The organism is Shewanella spartinae, assembly GCF_019457555.1.
GTDB lineage: Bacteria > Pseudomonadota > Gammaproteobacteria > Enterobacterales > Shewanellaceae > Shewanella > Shewanella loihica.
In genome coordinates, this window is the sequence record NZ_CP080418.1 from 4,523,883 (window position 1) to 4,540,366 (window position 16,484).

Here is a 16,484-nt window from a genome sequence, read left to right on the forward strand (position 1 = left end):
GATAACCTTGGCGTAATAGGTTATCTATCACCTGCGGTGGGCTCATGTGCAAGCACTCTTTTGGCACGGTGAGTGAAGCGCAGCTTCTAGCTCACGAACGAGAGGCATGGATGCCGAACTGGCTTTTAAACAGGGACGTTGTTCAAGCCCATCCCTCCATGAACCGTAATGGCATAAATACCGAAAATGACTTTCTTCTCAGCAAACCTAGAATCGGAAATTCTTCGCTGCAGGTATCGATATTTAATAAGTAATTGAAAGCCATGACGCCATGGCAACCTATCACCTGCGGTGGGCTCATGTGCAAGCACTCTTTTGGCACGCAGCACGCCCATCCCTGGGTGCTCTGCGGTGGCATCCATGCCACCGAAGGCCAAAAGCGTGCTTACACCCGGTCATCTGTCTCTTCGATTTGAACTACTATTGTCCGACTTAAGAAACGACTGCATCTAAGCATTGCCTCTTACCCAAATAGTCATGTGCTGAATCGGAGATATCACAACCTATCGCTTTCCGTTCCAAATTATTAGCCGCGATTAGCGTTGAACCTGAGCCAAAAAAGGGATCAACAACTAACTGACCTTCGCTAGAGCTTTGTTTTATAAGTGTTTCAATTAGTTCTACGGGCTTTTCGGTTGGATAACCACGATGTATCCGTTTACATTCTAATACATCAGGAATGCCTAGATCATTTAGCTTACGCTTTCCCTTTTCAAAGAAGAGAATAAATTCGTATTTCGCTCTATAGTGGTACCCCATGCCAATTGCAAGCTTATTCCAAACGATTGGTTTCCAAAACTTAAATCCCACTTTCTCAGCAATTGGTTTAACGTAGAACATCGTTTCTTGATCGCAAAATAAATAGAAATGAGAATTTTTCTTAAGAACTCTATATATTTCTATAAATAGCTGTTCAAATCGTTCATTCGGGAAAATATCAAACCATTGGTTATTAGAACCACTGCTAATTTTTAACCGTGTTGTAGTTCCAATCTTTCGGTGTTTTTCAAGAGATTCATATGGAGGATCGGTAATAATTAAATCGACGCTCGCATCTGCGAGCGTCGATAACCAATGAACAGCATCATTCTGGAATAACTGCATTTAAGCCTACTAAAAAGTACTACAAAGACGACCATTGGAGTGTACTGTTGACTCTTTGCCTTTGTCTAATCCTCGACAATCAATGCAGTAGCTTTGATGCCCATCAGGATTCCTGGCTGTAACACGGGCTGGAGTCTTACCAAATTGTCCAGGATAAGGATGAAATATGTGCTCAGAACCATTAGCTGCTGAACAATGCGGGCAGGATTTAAATTTCTGACCAGAATTTGAATCAGTTTTTGTTAACATTCCGCTATTCAATTTAGAACCACAACATGTACATCCCATATAAAATTCCTTTTTAACTTTCAACAATTGAAATTAATCAAGGTTGATGTGAATAACAGAATTAATGCACTCATCCTTGAATACAAACACCACAAGCCTGTTCGATATTTGATCAATTGTAAAGAGCTTAATCTAATCTTTTTATATTCAGATTACGTAACTTCGAAGAGGCGTTGAATAAAGTGTGTAGGTATGTCTAAGGGTATCGAAAACAGGGATGTTTTCGTTAAGCGGCCAGGGATGGCTTTACAGCGTCCCGAAGACGTACCTGCACATAAGCCCGCGGCAGGCGATTGGTAACGGTAGCCGCTCGGCTAACAAATTCATTAGTTAACTCGATGGAACTAAGAATACTACAGATCATCGGTAGCTATTGCCTATTGCTTTAAGTGATAAAAATGCAGCTAGAAATAGCTTCAAGAAGACCGACCCCGACAACACCCGCCAAGTTGTATTGGCGGACACTTCACCGTGCCGTAGGAGCAGAAGACGCAGCAGTCGCCGGGGAGGGGTTTAAGAATCTCGTGGCAGCCCTGGCATTCGTAGAAGAATTGACAGGCGTCCTGAGGCATGGTCTCCACACGCTTGTGAGCGCAGTGGGGACAGGTGATCTCGGATTCGAGTTGGATTGGGTTCGCCATAAAAACCTCACACAAGGTTCATCACCTCAAGTTACGCCCATCGGGCGCAAATAAACAGCGCCGGGCTCACATTGCAGTAAGCAAGAATCTCGACTATTACCTAGCCAAAAACCGCGCGAAACACCAATGGTAGAACAAGATAGTTTCTCAAGCCGTGTAAAGCATTGTGACTCCGCACTGAACCAAGTGTAACCCCCGATGTACTTGGCTTTACACATATTTCGCAAGCGGCACAGCCTCTGGTCATAGTGAAAGCCACTATACCTAAAAGATCTCCCCTCGCTTGATCAAGCCAGATCGATTAGGAGTCGCTATGAACAGCCACACATTCTCCCGCGCCTATCCCCTGTTAATTGCCAGCCTGCTCGCCACCGGACTCACCGTCAGCCCAAGCAGTCAGGCCGACTTGCTAGCCGACATCTGGGATAAGCTCAAGACCACGGCAACGGACGCCGCCGACGCCGCAGAGGATGCAGGCAAGACAGTTACCAACACGGTAGATATTCAGGGTAAGGTGCTGATCCTGCAGCAGGCACAGCAGAGCTTTAACGGCTACACCCAGCAGATGTTCGACATGATCGAAAATGCCGGCAGTGAAGGCCGCATGGTGATCCAGCAAGAATTTGAGGGACTGGCCGCCTTTGGTGGCGCCAGCTGCGCCGGGGGTAGCGAGTGCTACCGCTTTAAAAACGATCTTATCGCCTTCGTGAGCAATCTGGAATCCACGGGTAACCTTTTGTTTAACATGCAAGACAGCAGCCTGCTCGGCAACATCTACCACTTCGACCCCATGATCAGCCTGATCGATGCCATGCCGGGCTACTCCCTCTATCCCCTGTATCGCGCCTTCACGGTCGATGGCGGCGCCTTTCAATCGGGATTCTTCGATGTGTTCCACGAGATGACGACTCATCTGGAAACCCTGAGGCGGGGACTCAGCCCCAACAGCAACGCCAGCTTCGGCATCAACAACCTGGTGGGTGACAGCTGTCAGTTTATCAACAGCAACCCTGCCGAGTTTGAACAGGCCGCCTTCTTCGTCACTGCCGGGGCGGGCTCCATCAAGCTGTTTGGTCAGCTGCTCAAGGCGCTGGGCACCACCAAGATAGAGCCTGTCGCTCAGGTGCACGGCTATGTGGGCGGCACCATAAAGAATAACCCTTTGAAGAAGTTCGGTGAGCTACTCAACGGTATCTCTTCGGCGGCGCTGACGGCCGCCAATTATGGCCATAACAAGCTGAGATACTGCCAAACCCAGGCGATTCAGCAGGCGATCATCGCCAACCAGCAGGAGGTGCTCAGCAATCAGGTACGGCTGCTCGAACGTCTGGAGCGCATGGAAAACAGCCTACCGGCGGGTTGGGCCAGGAAGGGCGGCGAATAACGCTCGGCCTGAGGGCACAGACAAACAGAGACTAGGCCGCCTCGTTGCTGGCCAGTTCCTGGTTGTGATCTTGAATGAAGTCTTCCATAAACCAGGCGCAGAAGGTGTGGCGGCCATCGACCCCGGCCTTACCATAGATGGTGGAGGCCTGCTGGCGCACCGTCTTCTCCTTGGTCTGGCGCACCTCGGCGATCTCCTTGAAGCTGAGCCCCTTGAGGATCAAAAACGCCACCTGCTGCTCGCTCTTGGTGAAGCCCCAGGTATCGAACTGGCTAGCCACCGCCTGACTATACTCCTGGCGAGCGGCGCGCATCTGAGTCGATAGGTTATCTATCTGCTTGTCGGCCTGGGCGAGCCTGTGGGCCAGAGCCTTGACCTGCCGGGAGCGGCGCATTAGGTCGCGGCTCAGGTAGAGGGTGGCGATCACGGTCAGCAGCACCAAGACACTCTCCTGGGCGATATGCCAGGCGGGGATCTCCAGTTGCACGTCGGCGACAATATCCACCAGCTTAAACAACATGATAAGCACCAAGAGGGCGATGATAACCAGATCCTTTTTCATGGATATTCCTACTCCTATCACGGCCTGCCCACACTCAATTACGCGCCAGACAGCCAAAATCCACAGGCAAATCTACAGCCAAATTCCGATAATACAAAAAAGCGAAGCAACACAAAATCAATAAGTTAGCTTATGGTACATATGTACCATAGGCCGCTTTATGATACATCTCCCTCAAGACAGGGGCGACACAATCACTAGACTGACGGCACACTTTAATACCACAGAAATCGCTTATGTCCGTCGTTAAGTCTTGTATCAAGATATGTCTGTTGACCGCATTAAGTAGCAGTAGTTTCTTTGGCTATGCGGCCTCAACACATCAACTCCACCACCTGCTGAAGATCAGTAAGTCCAGGCTTCCCAATGCCAGCGCCGAGGCGCCCGTCGTCGCGGATGAACGCGCCCAGCAACTGAGCAGCTCAAGCTGGTTGATGGGGCTCCCCAGCATCAGCCTGAGCCATCTGGGTAGCCTGGACAATGGTAACAGCTACGAGCAGGAGGTGTCGCTCAATTTGCCATTAAAGTCCCCCGGCGCCTACGACAGCGACAGCCAGATCAAGCAGTTGTCCCAGGCCATAGGCAATCAGCAGCAGGCGCTGCAGAATCTCTACCTCTCCGGCCTTATCCGTCAGAGCATCTGGGACTATCGCCTCGCCAGCGTCAAGCTGGCCCAGCTGGAGCGCAAACGTACGCTGCTGGATAAGCTGCATCAACAGCAGAAGCGCCTCACCGACGTGGGCGAGCTGCCAGTGGCTAATCTGTTGCTGCTCGAGCGCGAGCAGGTGGATATCGACCTGCAGCAGATCCAGCTCAAACAGCAACAGGCCGAGGCGGTCTCGCTGTTTTACCGCCTCACGGGCCAGCAACTGCCACCTGAATCCATAGATGATGAGCCAAGCGCCGAGCAGCGGCAGGTGTCCGAGTTCGACAACCAACTGGCCCAACATCCCCTGTGGCAGCTGCAGCGACTACAGCAGCAACAGGCGCGTCTGCTGATCGAACGTCAGCAGGCGGGCACACAAGCTCCCTGGACCCTCTCACTCACCGCCAAGCGCACCGCCGACCAGCTCGACGACAATCAGCTGGGGTTGGGGATCACTGTCCCTCTAGGGGTGAGCTCCGCCCTGTCCCAGAGCGAGCTCGCCAGCTGGCAACAGACTAATCAGGAACAACTACTGCAAAGCGATCGCACCTATCTACAACTCAAGACCCAGGCGGAGAAGCTGGCCAAGCAGCAAGAGACGCTCGGCCAGCAGCAGCGACTGCTCAAGCAGGGGCTCTCCCTGAGCCGCACCATCACCGAAGAGCTGGCCAAGGTGAAAGACCAGAACCAGGTGAGCTATGAGATCTGGCTGCGCCGCTACATGGATGCACTGGACACCGAATCGCGTCTGGCGCTGAACCGGGTCAGCCAACAACAACTCCATTCTCAGCAACTACAAGCCTTAGGAATCTCATTATGACGGCCAAGTATGGCGCCAGCCTCATCAGTTTATCCGCATTTCTCTCCGCCAGCCTTATGCATCCCGCTCAGGCCGAGCCATTAAGCTTAGAGACCCTAGGCAAGCTTGCCTTAAGCTATGTGCAGCCGCAGAAGGTGGCCAGCTATGAGGGCAGTGCCCTGCCCGCCCAGGTCGCCCGCCTGCCCGGCAACGATTACTGGGTCAGCACGCCGGAAAATATCCAGCAGGTCACCTTCCTGGTGGGCCAAGGCCAGCCCGTCACCCAGGGACAGGCCATCGCCAGGCTGACCGGCCCAGAGGTCTTCCACTTCCTGGCCCAAGTCGAGGCGGCCAACAGCCTGTATCAACTGGCCAAGCAGCGCTACGATCGTAACCGCCCGCTGCTGAAGAACGGCAGCATAAGCGCCGATAAGTGGCGCGAGATCAGCCAGGACTATTTTGCCAGCCACCTCGAATATGAGCATATGCAGCATTTCATGGCCATGGTGCTCGCCAAGGATGAGGCCAGTGAGTCACTGACCATAGGCGCGCCCGTGGCCGGTATCGTCAAACTCAATCAGCTGGACACCCCCTACCACGCCGGCACACAGCTCTTCTCTCTGGTGCCCAGCGATGCCATTCGCGTCCGGGTCAATGTGCCCATGAGCCAGTCAGCCTCGCTGTCGGCAATCAACATCAATGCCTGTCACCTCACCATCGATGCCCAGTCGGCCATCGCCGACGGCGCCTTTATCAACGCCTGGTCGGAGCCGGTTCCTCAAGGCTGTAACTTGTTGCTGGGACAGCAGATAACTGTGATACCCGAGTATCAAAAGGCCGTCTACCTGCTGCCCAAGCACAGCGTCTTCAGCTGGGAGCAGGAGAGTCAGGTATTTACCCAACAGGCGAGCCAGCTCGAGGCGGTCACCATAGAGATTTTGGGGTCGACGCCGGAGCAGTACATAGTCGCCAGCGACCAGGATCTGAGCCAGATGCAGGTGTTGTCGCAGTCGGTGGCGGCGGTGAAAGGGATCATGCTCGGCCTAGGGGGCGAATAAGATGCTGACCTCGGTAATACGCTTCTCCCTCACCCAGCGCCTGTTTGTGCTGATCGTCGCCGCCATCTTGATGGCCGCCGGCGGCAAGGCCTGGCTGGCGATCCCCTTAGATGCCTTTCCCGATATCTCGCCCACCCAGGTGAAGATCATCCTCAAGGCGCCGGGCATGACACCCGAAGAGATAGAGGCGCAGATCACTGTGCCCATAGAGACAGAGCTGCTGGGGATCCCCAATCAGGCGATTCTGCGCTCGACCACCAAGTACGCCATCAGCGACATCACCCTGGATTTCGCCGAAGGCACAGACATCTACTGGGCGAGACAGCAGGTAAGCGAACGCCTGGCCGCCGTGTGGGACAGCTTCCCCGAAGGGGTCTCCGGCGGTGTCGCCCCCATGAGCACTCCCTTGAGCGAGATCTTCATGTTCTCCCTGGAAAACCCCAACCTGTCGCTGATGGAGCGCAGGCAGCTACTGGAGTGGGAGGTGCGTCCCTTGCTGCGCACAGTGCCCGGGGTGGCCGACGTTAACATTCTTGGTGGCTATGCCAAGAGCTTCAGCATCAACCCCAACCCGGCAGCCATGGCGGCGGCCGGCATAGGCTTTGCGGATCTGCAGCAAGCGATCAAGGACAACAACCACAACGAGGGCGCAGGTAAGCTCACGATAGGCACAGACACCATTATCGTGCGCGCCGAGGGCCGCATCGACGACATCGATGAGCTGGGACAACTCGTGGTGAAGGCCGACGATGCCAAGGTCTATCGCCTTAAGGATCTGGCCGAGATCCAGATAGGCCACCTGGCGCGCTACGGCGCCGTCACCAAGGATGGTGATGAGACCGCCGAGGCGTTGATCATCGCCCTGAAAGACACTAACACGGCGCAAGTTGTCGACGGCATTAAGCAGAAGCTAGTGCAGATCCAGACCAGCCTGCCGGAGGGCAGCGTGATCAACACCTTCTACGATCGCGCCAACCTGATCAACACCGCCATAGACACCATCTCCAGCGCCCTGTTCGAGGCGGTGCTCTTAGTGATCGTGCTGCTGGCACTGTTTCTGGGCAATGTGCGCGCCGCCTTGGTGGTGTCCCTGTCGCTGCCGCTGGCGGCCCTGATGACCTTCCTGCTGATGGATCTGTTCGACCTGTCGGCCAACCTGATGAGCCTGGGCGGCCTGGTGATCGCCATAGGCATGTTGGTGGACTCCTCTGTGGTGGTGGTCGAAAACATGGTGAATCAGATCGCCTCCAAGCAGCGACTGCCGCGCCTGCACCTTATCTTCCGCGCCACCAAGGATGTGGCCATCCCTGTGGTCTCGGGCACCATCATCGTCATCATAGTCTTCTCGCCCCTGCTGAGCCTCACCGGCCTGGAGGGCAAGCTGTTTACCCCGGTAGCGGTCACCATAGTGTTTGCCATGCTCTCCTCCCTGGTGCTGGCGCTCACCGTCATCCCTGTGATCGCCTCCTATCTGGTGAACGAGAAGGCGGCCCAGGAGCCCAGGGCGATAGAGAAGCTCAAGGCCGCCTACCTTGGCAGCCTGAAGCGCACCTTCGAGGCGAAGAAAGGCTTTATGCTGACCGCCTTCAGCCTGCTGATCGTCAGCCTGGGGCTGTTTAGCCTGGTGGGCAAGACCTTCATGCCCACCCTGGATGAGGGCGATATCATTCTGCAGCTGGAGAAGTCGCCCTCTATCTCGCTGGAGGCCTCCATCGCCATCGACAAACAGATACAGCAGACCCTGCTGAGCAAGGTGCCGGAGATCAAACAGATGGTCGCCCGCACCGGCGCCGACGAGATAGGCCTGGATCCCATGGGGCTGAACGAGACGGACGTGTTTCTCGAGCTGGCCCCGCGCAGCGAGTGGCGCTTCGATACCAAGGCCGAACTGATCGAGGCGATTCGCGGCGAGCTGCTGCAATACGCCGGGGTTAACTTTAACTTCACCCAGCCGATCCAGATGCGGGTCTCCGAGATGCTGACCGGCAGCATAGGCGATGTGGCCATCAAGGTGTTCGGCACAGATATCGTCACCCTGGGTACACTAACCGGCGAGATCCAGCAACTGGTGAGCGCCACAACTGGCAGCGTAGATGTGAAGATGTCGCTTATCGAGGGCAGCCCCTTCATCAACCTAACCCTGGATAACGAGCTGGCGAGAGGCTTCGGCATGAGCACCATGGAGTTTGCCCGCTACCTTAAGAGCCAACTCGAAGGGGTGGCGGTTACCGAGGTGCTGCAGGGCAAGAAGCGCACCCCAGTGCTGATCGCCAGCGGCGAGGGTAAGCTTGGTAGCATCAATGAGCTTAAGCAACAGCTGCTGGTAATGCCGGATCACTCCCTCAGGCGCCTGACCGATGTGGCCAAGCTCAGCTATAAGGAGGGCCCGATACTGATCGAGCGGGAACAGGGCGATCGCTTCTCTGTGATCACCACCAACGTCGAGGGACGGGATATCGTTGGCTTCGTCGAGGAGCTTAACGCCAAGATAGGCGAGCAGATCAAGCTGCCGGCGGGCTACAGCGTCAGCTTCGGCGGCGAGTTTGAGAATCAGCAGCGCGCCACCAACAACCTGCTGCTGGTGATCCCCATCGCCATGGCGCTGATCACCCTGATCCTCTTCACCACCTTCGGCTCCCTCTCCAAGGCGGGGCTGATCCTGGCCAACGTGCCCTTCGCCATGATGGGCGGCATCGTCAGCCTCTACCTGTCGGGGGAATACCTGTCGGTCCCCGCGTCGGTGGGCTTCATCGCCCTCCTGGGGGTGGCCGTGCTCAACGGTGTGGTGATGGTCAGCTATTATGAGCAGACTCGCCACCTGTTTAGCGACCTGCTAACCCGGGTGGAACAGGGCGCCATGCGCCGCCTGCGCCCTATCCTGATGACGGCCACCACCGCCATGTTCGGCCTTATGCCCCTGGTGTTCGCCACCGGCCCTGGTGCCGAGATCCAGAAACCCCTGGCCATAGTGGTGATAGGCGGCCTGCTGACCTCCACCATCACCACCCTCTACCTGTTGCCTATCCTCTATTACTGGCTGGAGAAACGCCGATGAGCAGTGAACAACTACTGGTGCTGATCGCCCAGAACGATATTAAAGACGACATAGTCGATACCCTGATCGAGCTGGATTTTCTCTCCGGCTTCAGCCTGGGCAATATCTGTGGCTTCAGCCGCGAGCACAGCCACTTCAACATCAAGGAGCAGGTGGAGGGCTATCGGGAGTTCTGTAAGTTCGAGATCATGCACCCCAGCAGCCAGCAGCAGGCCCTGCTCGCCGAACTCGCTCGGGTGTGCCAACACAACCCCTGTCGCTACTGGATCATGCCGATCCAGCAGACAGGTACCCTCTGTTAGCTTTGGATAACGCCTTCGGCCTGTACTCTTTCGCCTATGACTTAAGAGCCAAGGGCCTAAGGCTTGCCATTGCCCTGTTTGAGCAGCAGCTCGGCCTTGGCACCGAGAAACACATAGATCCCCAGTCCCACCAGCAGGCCGACTACGGCGAACATCATGCCGATGGCGGGCTGCACATACTTCATCTCTCCCAGAGAGGCCTTAAACATGGTCAGCAGGGCCTCGATGGAGATGGCGATCAAGATAGTGGAGATAAATCGGGTGATGGTGCGCCGGGTTGAGCTGTGACGAAAGATATCCTTGTGCATCAACACCTCCTCTTCGAGGATCGTCTTACCCAGATCGAACACCGCCAGGGCCAGGGTGATGAAGATGATGATGCTAAAGGGCTTGATGGAGCCGCTAGGTACAACTCCCTCGGCGAGCAAGGCGGCGATGTCCACGGTCGCCATGCTGATCAGCACCAGCACCATGATAAACAGCCCGACCACCAGCGCGGTATAGACCCCCTTGAACAGGGGCGTCGCCCGCCGTCTGGCCCGATCGCCCATCATAAACTCGATCAATTGAGTGAGATTGATATCCACCACGATAAAGCCCCGCCCCGAGTCGTCTTCGATACGATAGGAGGCCGACAGGCAGAGCTGGCCACTGGCGTTAGAGAGATAGGGAGTGGTGATCTTGAGCAACTGCGTCTCCTGCGCCTTGGAGAAGTAAGGCCTGTGGCTTCTACTCAGGTTGCGCCCCACGGGGATCGCCTGCACCACACGATTGACTATGGCCACGTTGTCGCTGATCTGCACCCCATCGCCGTCGAGCACATAGAGCAGCTCGATAAAGGGATAGCTGTTGGCGATCTCGGCCATGGCCCGCACCCGAAAACCTGGATCGGACAACATCAGGGGATCGCTTATCCCCACCAGAATCGACTCCAGCAGCTCCTTCACCAGCTGCTCATGCTCATGGTACCGCTCGATCACGCTCAAGTAACTCATTGCCGCCATAGACTGCTCCCCTTAGATAACGACTCTAAGCTTTGCAACTATGGCGCCAATCCCTCTCGCGGGCACAGAAACCAGGCTAAGACTGAAAAAAACGCCGCGCCACGGGGCGAAAACCCAGGTGGGAGGAGGCTGATAAGGAGATGAATCGCCGGAGCCTGGGCGTGCAATTCGCTATGACTGCGCCGAAACGCATAGGCATCTGCACCAAAAGAGGGCAGATGCCAGCCTATTTCAACACAGGTAAACGGCGGAGATAACCCTATGTAGAATCAATTAGTGCCGCTGCGCCTCTAGCGCCGCCAGGCTCTCGCTGTACTTGCGAGTCCAGAAGGGATGGTCTGTCTTGGCTAGCGCTTGCTTCTGCTGGGCTATGGCTAAGTCGAACATCTTCAGCTCGCCATAGGCCCTTGCCAGGGCATCATGGGCGGTGTGGGAGTCAGGATTGGCCTCCACAGCCGCCTGATAAACAGCCAGCCCCTTGTCTTTATCCTTGGCAAACTCGGCGTCCGCCAGGGCGATCAGCGAATCGGTGGAGGGCACGGGGAAGCCATACTTCTGCTGCGACAGGTAACTATAGTGGTCGAGAATCGCCTTGACGCCGCCCTTGGCGATCTCAGAGTCTGGCGAGAGCACCCTGTGGTAGTCGTCGAACAGCCACTCTATGCCGTAGGCGGTCGCCAGGATCGGCTGGGTCATATAGTAGGTGCCGTCGAAACGCTTCACCTTATAGTGCAGCGCCGGATGATTGGTCGTCTCGAGCAGCTCCTCCAAAGCGGCGAAATCCGCCAGCTGACGCTGCTCGAAATCGCTGTCGCTGGTGGTCAACATCAGGTAGCGCGGCTTGCCCTTGAAGCGCTCCAGTTTGTCTGCGGCCGACTTGATCACATAGGCAAAGTCGTCACTTAATACCGGGCTCGCCGCCAGGTAGGCGTTGAACAACTCGGGGCGATTGAGCAAGGTGTAGAGCACCAGGCCGGCGTTGCCGGTAAAGCCGTTCATGATGCGAAAGCCATTGGTGCGATACTTAGCATCGATGGCGGGCAGCAGCGACTGCTCCATGAAGTCCAACAGGGCGACGCTGCCTTCCTGCTCTATCGCCTGACTCTTCAACTTGCCCAGCGCCTGGTCACCGTCGGGTGCTGTGACGATTATGGTCTCCAGCCAGGGCCAGTCGCCGTTGTGGCTCATCCAGTCATGCATCCCCTCGAGATAACCGCGGCTGCGGGGATGAAAGTCGAACAACAGCACATAGCGCTTATCTAGGTTCTCGCCATAACTGGCGGGCAGAGTGACCTTGAAGGCCATGGGCTTGTCGACACCCGGCGCCTTAACCATCAGCGTTTCAAGGTTGGTCGGCGCCGCCTGAACCAGGTTCAAGCCACTGCCGAGCAGTAAGATAACACCAGCAATCCATTTATTTATCACGTGTATTCCTTGTTATTGTTAAGTGTTAGGGCGACCTGAGCCGTTACCAAGTGGACATGAGAAAATCGCGAATACGCTCTCTGTCTTCCTGAGTATTACAGGAGATCATCTCGCCACAGGTACGACCCCGCAGCGAGGTGCCCGTACTGCTGATGCCATCGGGCACACGAGCACGCAAAGTGGCGATGTGGTAGGAAAAGACCTCTTCCAGACTAGGGGCACGTACCTCGATCACCTCCATCTCATCTGTCGGAGCGGCCTGACTCTTGGGCGTCACCGGCGCCACCTTAGCCTGGCGCTTGACCTCGAGGGCCACCTCACTAACTTCGGCCAGCAGATTAAGTGTCGGCTCATGACCCGCCTCATAGGCCTTGGTCAGGTAGTCCTTGGCTTTCACCTTGTCCTTCTCCACCAGCTCGCCTTCTACGTAGAGCATTCCCAAGAGGTGAGCCGCCTCGTTAAGATCGGCGCGGTTGGCGTCTCGCAGGTAGCGCATCGCCTTGTCGATATCCTGATTCTCACCATCCTGTAGATAGAGGATGGCCGCCTTGTACTGAGCAAAAGGGTTGCCTAACTTGGCGGCGCGGCGATACCACTTAGTGGATAAGCGCATATCGCTCTCTGTGCCATAGCCCAGACGGTACATCTCGGCCAGGGTGTACATAGCATCGGAATGGCCATAACGAGCCAGCGTCTTGTATTCCTTGAAATGATCGACGCATTCGCCACGCTCACAGCTCTCCAGCTGAATCGGCAGCGGCTTTACTTTGATCTTGGCCGCAAGTGGCAGGCAGTAGCTACCAGCAATCAAGACTAAGCAGCTAATAAATTTGAGGTATTTAACAGTCATTCGCCCTTCCTTGTTTCCCTTTCCATGTTTTACGACCCAAGCGAATGAGTATGATATTTAAGCAAAAGCAAGTCAAACCTCCACCCGAAAACGCCAGACCTGTTTCCCCTTGTGATCCGCTGCGCCTTCGCTCGTCTTTGGGCGATAATTCACTAGCCAAAGGGGCGTTTTCAGCTTAGGATCTGGCCTGTCATTTAAGCGAATCATTTCTATTAATGCATAGTGGAGTAAGCCAACGTTATGGGTATTCGAGCCATAGTTGTAGATACAGCAGGTACAACAACCGATCTGAACTTTATTCAGGACACCCTTTTTCCCTATTCGTCTAAGGCACTCGCTGATTTTTTAGAAGATAATCAAACTAATGTATTGGTCGACAACTGCATCAGCGACGTGAAAGATATCGCGCTGGAACCGGACGCCTCACTGGAGCGCGTAGTAGAGATACTGCAACAGTGGATTGCCGAAGATCGCAAGGCCACTCCGCTTAAGACGCTGCAAGGCCTGATCTGGAAACAGGGCTACGCCAAGGGCGAGTTTAAGGGTCACATCTACCCTGACTTCATCGACAGCGTGAAAGAGATTAAGGCGCAGAACGTGCGTCTCTATAGCTTCTCTTCTGGCTCTGTGGATGCCCAGAAGCTGCTGTTCAGCCACAGCGACGGCGGCGACCTGACCGAATACTTCGATGGCCATTTCGACACCCGCACCGGCAACAAGCTGTTTAAACAGGCCTACCTTAACATCATCAACACCATCAGCCTGGCGCCTAAGCAGGTGCTGTTTGTCTCGGATGTGCTCGAGGAGCTCAAAGCTGCCGAGCAGGCGGGCATGCGTGTGGTGCAGATGGTGCGCGAGACTACCCAGCGTACTGGCGACTACCCACAGATCACCAACTTTAAAGAGTTGAGCTTCTAATCTGTCGATTTGAAAAATAAAGGCACCCCGGGGTGCCTTTTTTGTTACTCGCTCGCCAAACAAATCGAAGAACGAGAGAAAGCCTCATCCTGACTCATTAGCCACTCGAACGCCCTCAGGGATTGGTATTGTGGCGAGATACTGATATCTTAACCCAAAACTAAACGCTTGTTTGAAAATTGAAGGTTAAGATATGGAGCAGTTCGCTAGCCAGTTTCCCTTTCACACCCGCATCCCAGTCGCCTGGGGCGAGATGGATGCCCTGAAGCACGTCAACAATGCGGTCTATTTCCGTTACTTCGAGACGGCGCGGATAGACTTCTTTAACCAGCTGTTTCCGCTGGATAAGCTCTACCAATACGGCATGGGCCCAGTGATCAGCGACAACCATGCACGCTACAAGCGCCCGGTCACCTTCCCCGACACCCTATTGATCGGCGTCAGCATCAGCGACATCCACAAGGACCGCTTCACCATGCATTATCAGGTGTTCAGCGAGCAGCAACAGGCGATCACCACTAAGGGCTCCTCGGTCGCCGTCATGTTCGACTTCAACAAGCAAGCCAAGGCAAATCTGCCCGAGGAGTTACTGGCCGTGCTCAAGGATCACTGCATCGACTAACCTCGATTGTGCTTGGCTCACATCTCCTCGTTAAACAGCAACACTATGCCGCCGCCACTCAGGCCGCTGTTGATGTTGAGTGTGATGCCTATCCCTATGTTGCGCAGCCAGGCTGACAGCGAGGGGGTCTGCACCACCCAGCCGGCACCGAACTCGTAGTAGTGACGCGTGCCCATGGGGTCTATCACATCGCCGCTGAGATCGATCCGCTTGGCCAGCAGGCGCATCTCGTTCTGACGGTCGAAGAAGTCGGGCAGCCCGTAATGAAACACCAGGGCGTTGCTCAGACGCCCGACCTGAGGCGTCACCGCCTGCATGCCATCGTCGGTCAGCAAGCTGCGTCCTATGCCGTATCTGAGGGTGCTGATAAATTCCCACTTGTTCCCCATGAGGTCACAGGTATAGGTCAGCTCGGCATTGGGGTCGAACATGATGGCGCCATAGCTGGTGTTCACCAGCTTGTCGTCGAGAATGCCACTGACGCTGCGCAGCACGGGGTCGTTATAGATTAGGCGGTTTTCCAGCCAGATAAACTGCGCCCCCAGGCCAAAGACCGCCCGCCACTGTTCATTGATCTGATACTTCCAGCGATACTCGCCCGCCAGCAGATAGCTGGTATCCTTGATCGGACTGCTGATGGTCTCATCCTCCAGCCCCTGTATGCTGTCGCTGGCATGCACGTAGGAGAGGCGCACCTGGATGCTTTGGGACCACTCGGGCGAGAGCGGCACTGTGTCGCTCTCCCAAGGCAAGGTGTAGGAGGTCAGCTGACTGCGCCGCTTGAGCGACTCTTCGTCACCGGCGTTGATGTCGCCTATCTCACTCAAGTCCACTATGGTGTTGGGATTGAAATCGACTATACCTAAGGTGATCAGGTTGGCGTCGGTCAGCACCATGGCGCTGGTGATATCCCCCTTCACCTTGGCCTCGACCGCCCCACGAATGTCGATCTCCTGGGCCAAGACAGTGGTGCCGCTCCCTAACAGGAGCGTGAGTCCCAATGCCGCAAGTCCCAGGGCAGTAATGTGCTTTAAACGACTGAAAGATATGCCTATCAAGCCGCAATCCCTAAGCTAAATGTTGACCGAATCATCTTGTGACTTATCTCCTCATCCTGTGCTAACGTTAAGAGTCATCCAACCAAACGAGAAGCAGACTATGACCCAGGAGACGATATTACACCAGGCCGACCAGCAGCGATTTGTGTTGTCGATTGAAGGCCATGATGCGGTATTAGAATATCAGCGGCAAGGTGATAAGGTGGATTTTGTACGAACCTTCGTGCCGGATCCCCTCAGGGGTCAGGGCGTGGCCGGACGCCTGGTGCGCCATGGATTGGAGTGGGCTAAGTCCCAGCAACTCGCCATCAGCGCCAGTTGCTGGTACGTGCAGAAGTTTTTGTAACCCGTTTATTCGCCGGTCAGGGTTAGCAGGGCCTGCTTCACCTCTTCCCCTATGGGTCGGCTCTTGTCGATACTGTAATCGTAATGCACTAAGGTGGTCTTGGCCTCGGCGGTCATCTTGCCGCCCTGCCAGCTCTGCTGCGCCACCTCGAAACTGGCGTTGCCCACGCGGCTGATCCAGGTCTTGATCTCCACCGGCTGACCATACTGGGTCGGCGAGGTATAGGCGATGGTGAAGCCCGCCACAATCAGGTTCCACTCGGCCAGATTGAGTGAAGGATTGAAGATGGCGAAGATAGGCTCGCGCGCCGCCTCGAACCAGACAGGCATGACGGTGTTATTGATATGGCCCAGGCCATCGGTTTCGTTGAATCTGGGTTGAATGGTTAAACTGAAAGAGCGTAACGGCACAGGGAGCTCCTA

The 16,484-nt window shown here is 55.3% G+C and carries 17 protein-coding genes; 8 read left to right on the forward strand and 9 right to left on the reverse strand.

Features of this window, described 5'->3' with window-relative positions:
• Positions 1-125: 125 nt before the first annotated feature.
• From K0I31_RS19630 to K0I31_RS20160, 3 genes are all read right to left on the reverse strand, one after another.
• Positions 126-362: a hypothetical protein gene (locus K0I31_RS19630; RefSeq protein ID WP_220079470.1), complete on the reverse strand. Its 237-nt coding sequence runs from the start codon at positions 360-362 to the stop codon at positions 126-128.
• Positions 363-432: 70 nt separating this feature from the next.
• Positions 433-1,104: a DNA-methyltransferase gene (locus K0I31_RS19635; RefSeq protein ID WP_220079471.1), complete on the reverse strand. Its 672-nt coding sequence runs from the start codon at positions 1,102-1,104 to the stop codon at positions 433-435.
• A gap of 704 nt (positions 1,105-1,808) precedes the next feature.
• Positions 1,809-2,033: a GDCCVxC domain-containing (seleno)protein gene (locus K0I31_RS20160; protein WP_258406541.1), complete on the reverse strand. Its 225-nt coding sequence runs from the start codon at positions 2,031-2,033 to the stop codon at positions 1,809-1,811.
• A gap of 313 nt (positions 2,034-2,346) precedes the next feature.
• Here K0I31_RS20160 and K0I31_RS19640 point away from each other — a divergent pair, with 313 nt between their 5' ends.
• A complete protein-coding gene (locus tag K0I31_RS19640; RefSeq protein ID WP_220079472.1) occupies positions 2,347-3,417 on the forward strand; it encodes a hypothetical protein in 1,071 nt (356 codons plus the stop codon).
• Positions 3,418-3,448: 31 nt separating this feature from the next.
• Here K0I31_RS19640 and K0I31_RS19645 read toward each other — a convergent pair whose 3' ends face one another.
• Positions 3,449-3,979, reverse strand: a complete 531-nt coding sequence (locus K0I31_RS19645) for a helix-turn-helix transcriptional regulator (protein ID WP_220079473.1) — start codon at positions 3,977-3,979, stop codon at positions 3,449-3,451.
• A 236-nt stretch (positions 3,980-4,215) separates the two neighbouring features.
• Here K0I31_RS19645 and K0I31_RS19650 point away from each other — a divergent pair, with 236 nt between their 5' ends.
• Genes K0I31_RS19650 through K0I31_RS19665 form a run of 4 tightly spaced genes read left to right on the forward strand, consistent with a single transcriptional unit; the run spans position 4,216 to position 9,839 of the window.
• Positions 4,216-5,445, forward strand: coding sequence for a TolC family protein (locus K0I31_RS19650; RefSeq protein WP_220079474.1), 1,230 nt, complete (start codon positions 4,216-4,218; stop codon positions 5,443-5,445).
• The gene (locus tag K0I31_RS19655; protein WP_220079475.1) at positions 5,442-6,482 is read left to right on the forward strand and encodes an efflux RND transporter periplasmic adaptor subunit; all 1,041 of its coding nucleotides are present in this window, start codon (positions 5,442-5,444) and stop codon (positions 6,480-6,482) included. The genes K0I31_RS19650 and K0I31_RS19655 overlap by 4 nt, the downstream gene beginning before the upstream one ends.
• Position 6,483: 1 nt before the next feature.
• Entirely contained in the window at positions 6,484-9,537 is a 3,054-nt protein-coding gene (locus K0I31_RS19660; RefSeq protein WP_220079476.1) for an efflux RND transporter permease subunit, read from the forward strand.
• Complete coding sequence (locus tag K0I31_RS19665) at positions 9,534-9,839, forward strand: DUF3240 family protein (protein WP_144204123.1); 306 nt, start codon at positions 9,534-9,536, stop codon at positions 9,837-9,839. The genes K0I31_RS19660 and K0I31_RS19665 overlap by 4 nt, the downstream gene beginning before the upstream one ends.
• 56 nt (positions 9,840-9,895) lie before the next feature.
• Here the strand turns inward: K0I31_RS19665 and K0I31_RS19670 are convergent, their stop codons facing one another.
• The 3 genes from K0I31_RS19670 to K0I31_RS19680 all read right to left on the reverse strand — a co-directional run bounded on the left by K0I31_RS19670 (position 9,896) and on the right by K0I31_RS19680 (position 13,118).
• Positions 9,896-10,843, reverse strand: coding sequence for a PDC sensor domain-containing protein (locus K0I31_RS19670; protein WP_011867562.1), 948 nt, complete (start codon positions 10,841-10,843; stop codon positions 9,896-9,898).
• A 273-nt stretch (positions 10,844-11,116) separates the two neighbouring features.
• Entirely contained in the window at positions 11,117-12,268 is a 1,152-nt protein-coding gene (locus tag K0I31_RS19675; protein ID WP_220079477.1) for an alpha/beta hydrolase-fold protein, read from the reverse strand.
• Between the two features lie 43 nt (positions 12,269-12,311).
• Entirely contained in the window at positions 12,312-13,118 is an 807-nt protein-coding gene (locus K0I31_RS19680) for a tetratricopeptide repeat protein (protein WP_220079478.1), read from the reverse strand.
• Positions 13,119-13,358: 240 nt separating this feature from the next.
• Between K0I31_RS19680 and mtnC the strand changes: the two genes are divergently transcribed.
• Together mtnC and K0I31_RS19690 are read left to right on the forward strand one after the other, a co-directional pair.
• On the forward strand, positions 13,359-14,036 hold the full coding sequence (mtnC, locus tag K0I31_RS19685; protein WP_220079479.1) for an acireductone synthase: 678 nt from the start codon (positions 13,359-13,361) through the stop codon (positions 14,034-14,036).
• A gap of 193 nt (positions 14,037-14,229) precedes the next feature.
• Positions 14,230-14,658 carry an acyl-CoA thioesterase gene (locus tag K0I31_RS19690; RefSeq protein ID WP_011867566.1) on the forward strand — a complete coding sequence of 143 codons (429 nt, stop codon included), beginning with the start codon at positions 14,230-14,232 and terminating at the stop codon, positions 14,656-14,658.
• Positions 14,659-14,675: 17 nt separating this feature from the next.
• Here the strand turns inward: K0I31_RS19690 and K0I31_RS19695 are convergent, their stop codons facing one another.
• On the reverse strand, positions 14,676-15,659 hold the full coding sequence (locus K0I31_RS19695) for a Solitary outer membrane autotransporter beta-barrel domain (RefSeq protein ID WP_258406543.1): 984 nt from the start codon (positions 15,657-15,659) through the stop codon (positions 14,676-14,678).
• Between the two features lie 157 nt (positions 15,660-15,816).
• Between K0I31_RS19695 and K0I31_RS19700 the strand changes: the two genes are divergently transcribed.
• The gene (locus K0I31_RS19700; RefSeq protein ID WP_186300669.1) at positions 15,817-16,062 is read left to right on the forward strand and encodes a GNAT family N-acetyltransferase; all 246 of its coding nucleotides are present in this window, start codon (positions 15,817-15,819) and stop codon (positions 16,060-16,062) included.
• Positions 16,063-16,067: 5 nt separating this feature from the next.
• Here the strand turns inward: K0I31_RS19700 and K0I31_RS19705 are convergent, their stop codons facing one another.
• Entirely contained in the window at positions 16,068-16,472 is a 405-nt protein-coding gene (locus K0I31_RS19705; protein WP_011867569.1) for an acyl-CoA thioesterase, read from the reverse strand.
• Positions 16,473-16,484: the final 12 nt, after the last annotated feature.

Coding starts and splice junctions, on each gene's coding strand:
- K0I31_RS19630 (WP_220079470.1), bottom strand. CDS start 362: ATGGATGCCACCGCAGAGCACCCAGGGATGGGCGTGCTGCGTGCCAAA.
- K0I31_RS19635 (WP_220079471.1), bottom strand. CDS start 1,104: ATGCAGTTATTCCAGAATGATGCTGTTCATTGGTTATCGACGCTCGCA.
- K0I31_RS20160 (WP_258406541.1), bottom strand. CDS start 2,033: ATGGCGAACCCAATCCAACTCGAATCCGAGATCACCTGTCCCCACTGC.
- K0I31_RS19640 (WP_220079472.1), top strand. CDS start 2,347: ATGAACAGCCACACATTCTCCCGCGCCTATCCCCTGTTAATTGCCAGC.
- K0I31_RS19645 (WP_220079473.1), bottom strand. CDS start 3,979: ATGAAAAAGGATCTGGTTATCATCGCCCTCTTGGTGCTTATCATGTTG.
- K0I31_RS19650 (WP_220079474.1), top strand. CDS start 4,216: ATGTCCGTCGTTAAGTCTTGTATCAAGATATGTCTGTTGACCGCATTA.
- K0I31_RS19655 (WP_220079475.1), top strand. CDS start 5,442: ATGACGGCCAAGTATGGCGCCAGCCTCATCAGTTTATCCGCATTTCTC.
- K0I31_RS19660 (WP_220079476.1), top strand. CDS start 6,484: ATGCTGACCTCGGTAATACGCTTCTCCCTCACCCAGCGCCTGTTTGTG.
- K0I31_RS19665 (WP_144204123.1), top strand. CDS start 9,534: ATGAGCAGTGAACAACTACTGGTGCTGATCGCCCAGAACGATATTAAA.
- K0I31_RS19670 (WP_011867562.1), bottom strand. CDS start 10,843: ATGGCGGCAATGAGTTACTTGAGCGTGATCGAGCGGTACCATGAGCAT.
- K0I31_RS19680 (WP_220079478.1), bottom strand. CDS start 13,118: ATGACTGTTAAATACCTCAAATTTATTAGCTGCTTAGTCTTGATTGCT.
- mtnC (WP_220079479.1), top strand. CDS start 13,359: ATGGGTATTCGAGCCATAGTTGTAGATACAGCAGGTACAACAACCGAT.
- K0I31_RS19690 (WP_011867566.1), top strand. CDS start 14,230: ATGGAGCAGTTCGCTAGCCAGTTTCCCTTTCACACCCGCATCCCAGTC.
- K0I31_RS19700 (WP_186300669.1), top strand. CDS start 15,817: ATGACCCAGGAGACGATATTACACCAGGCCGACCAGCAGCGATTTGTG.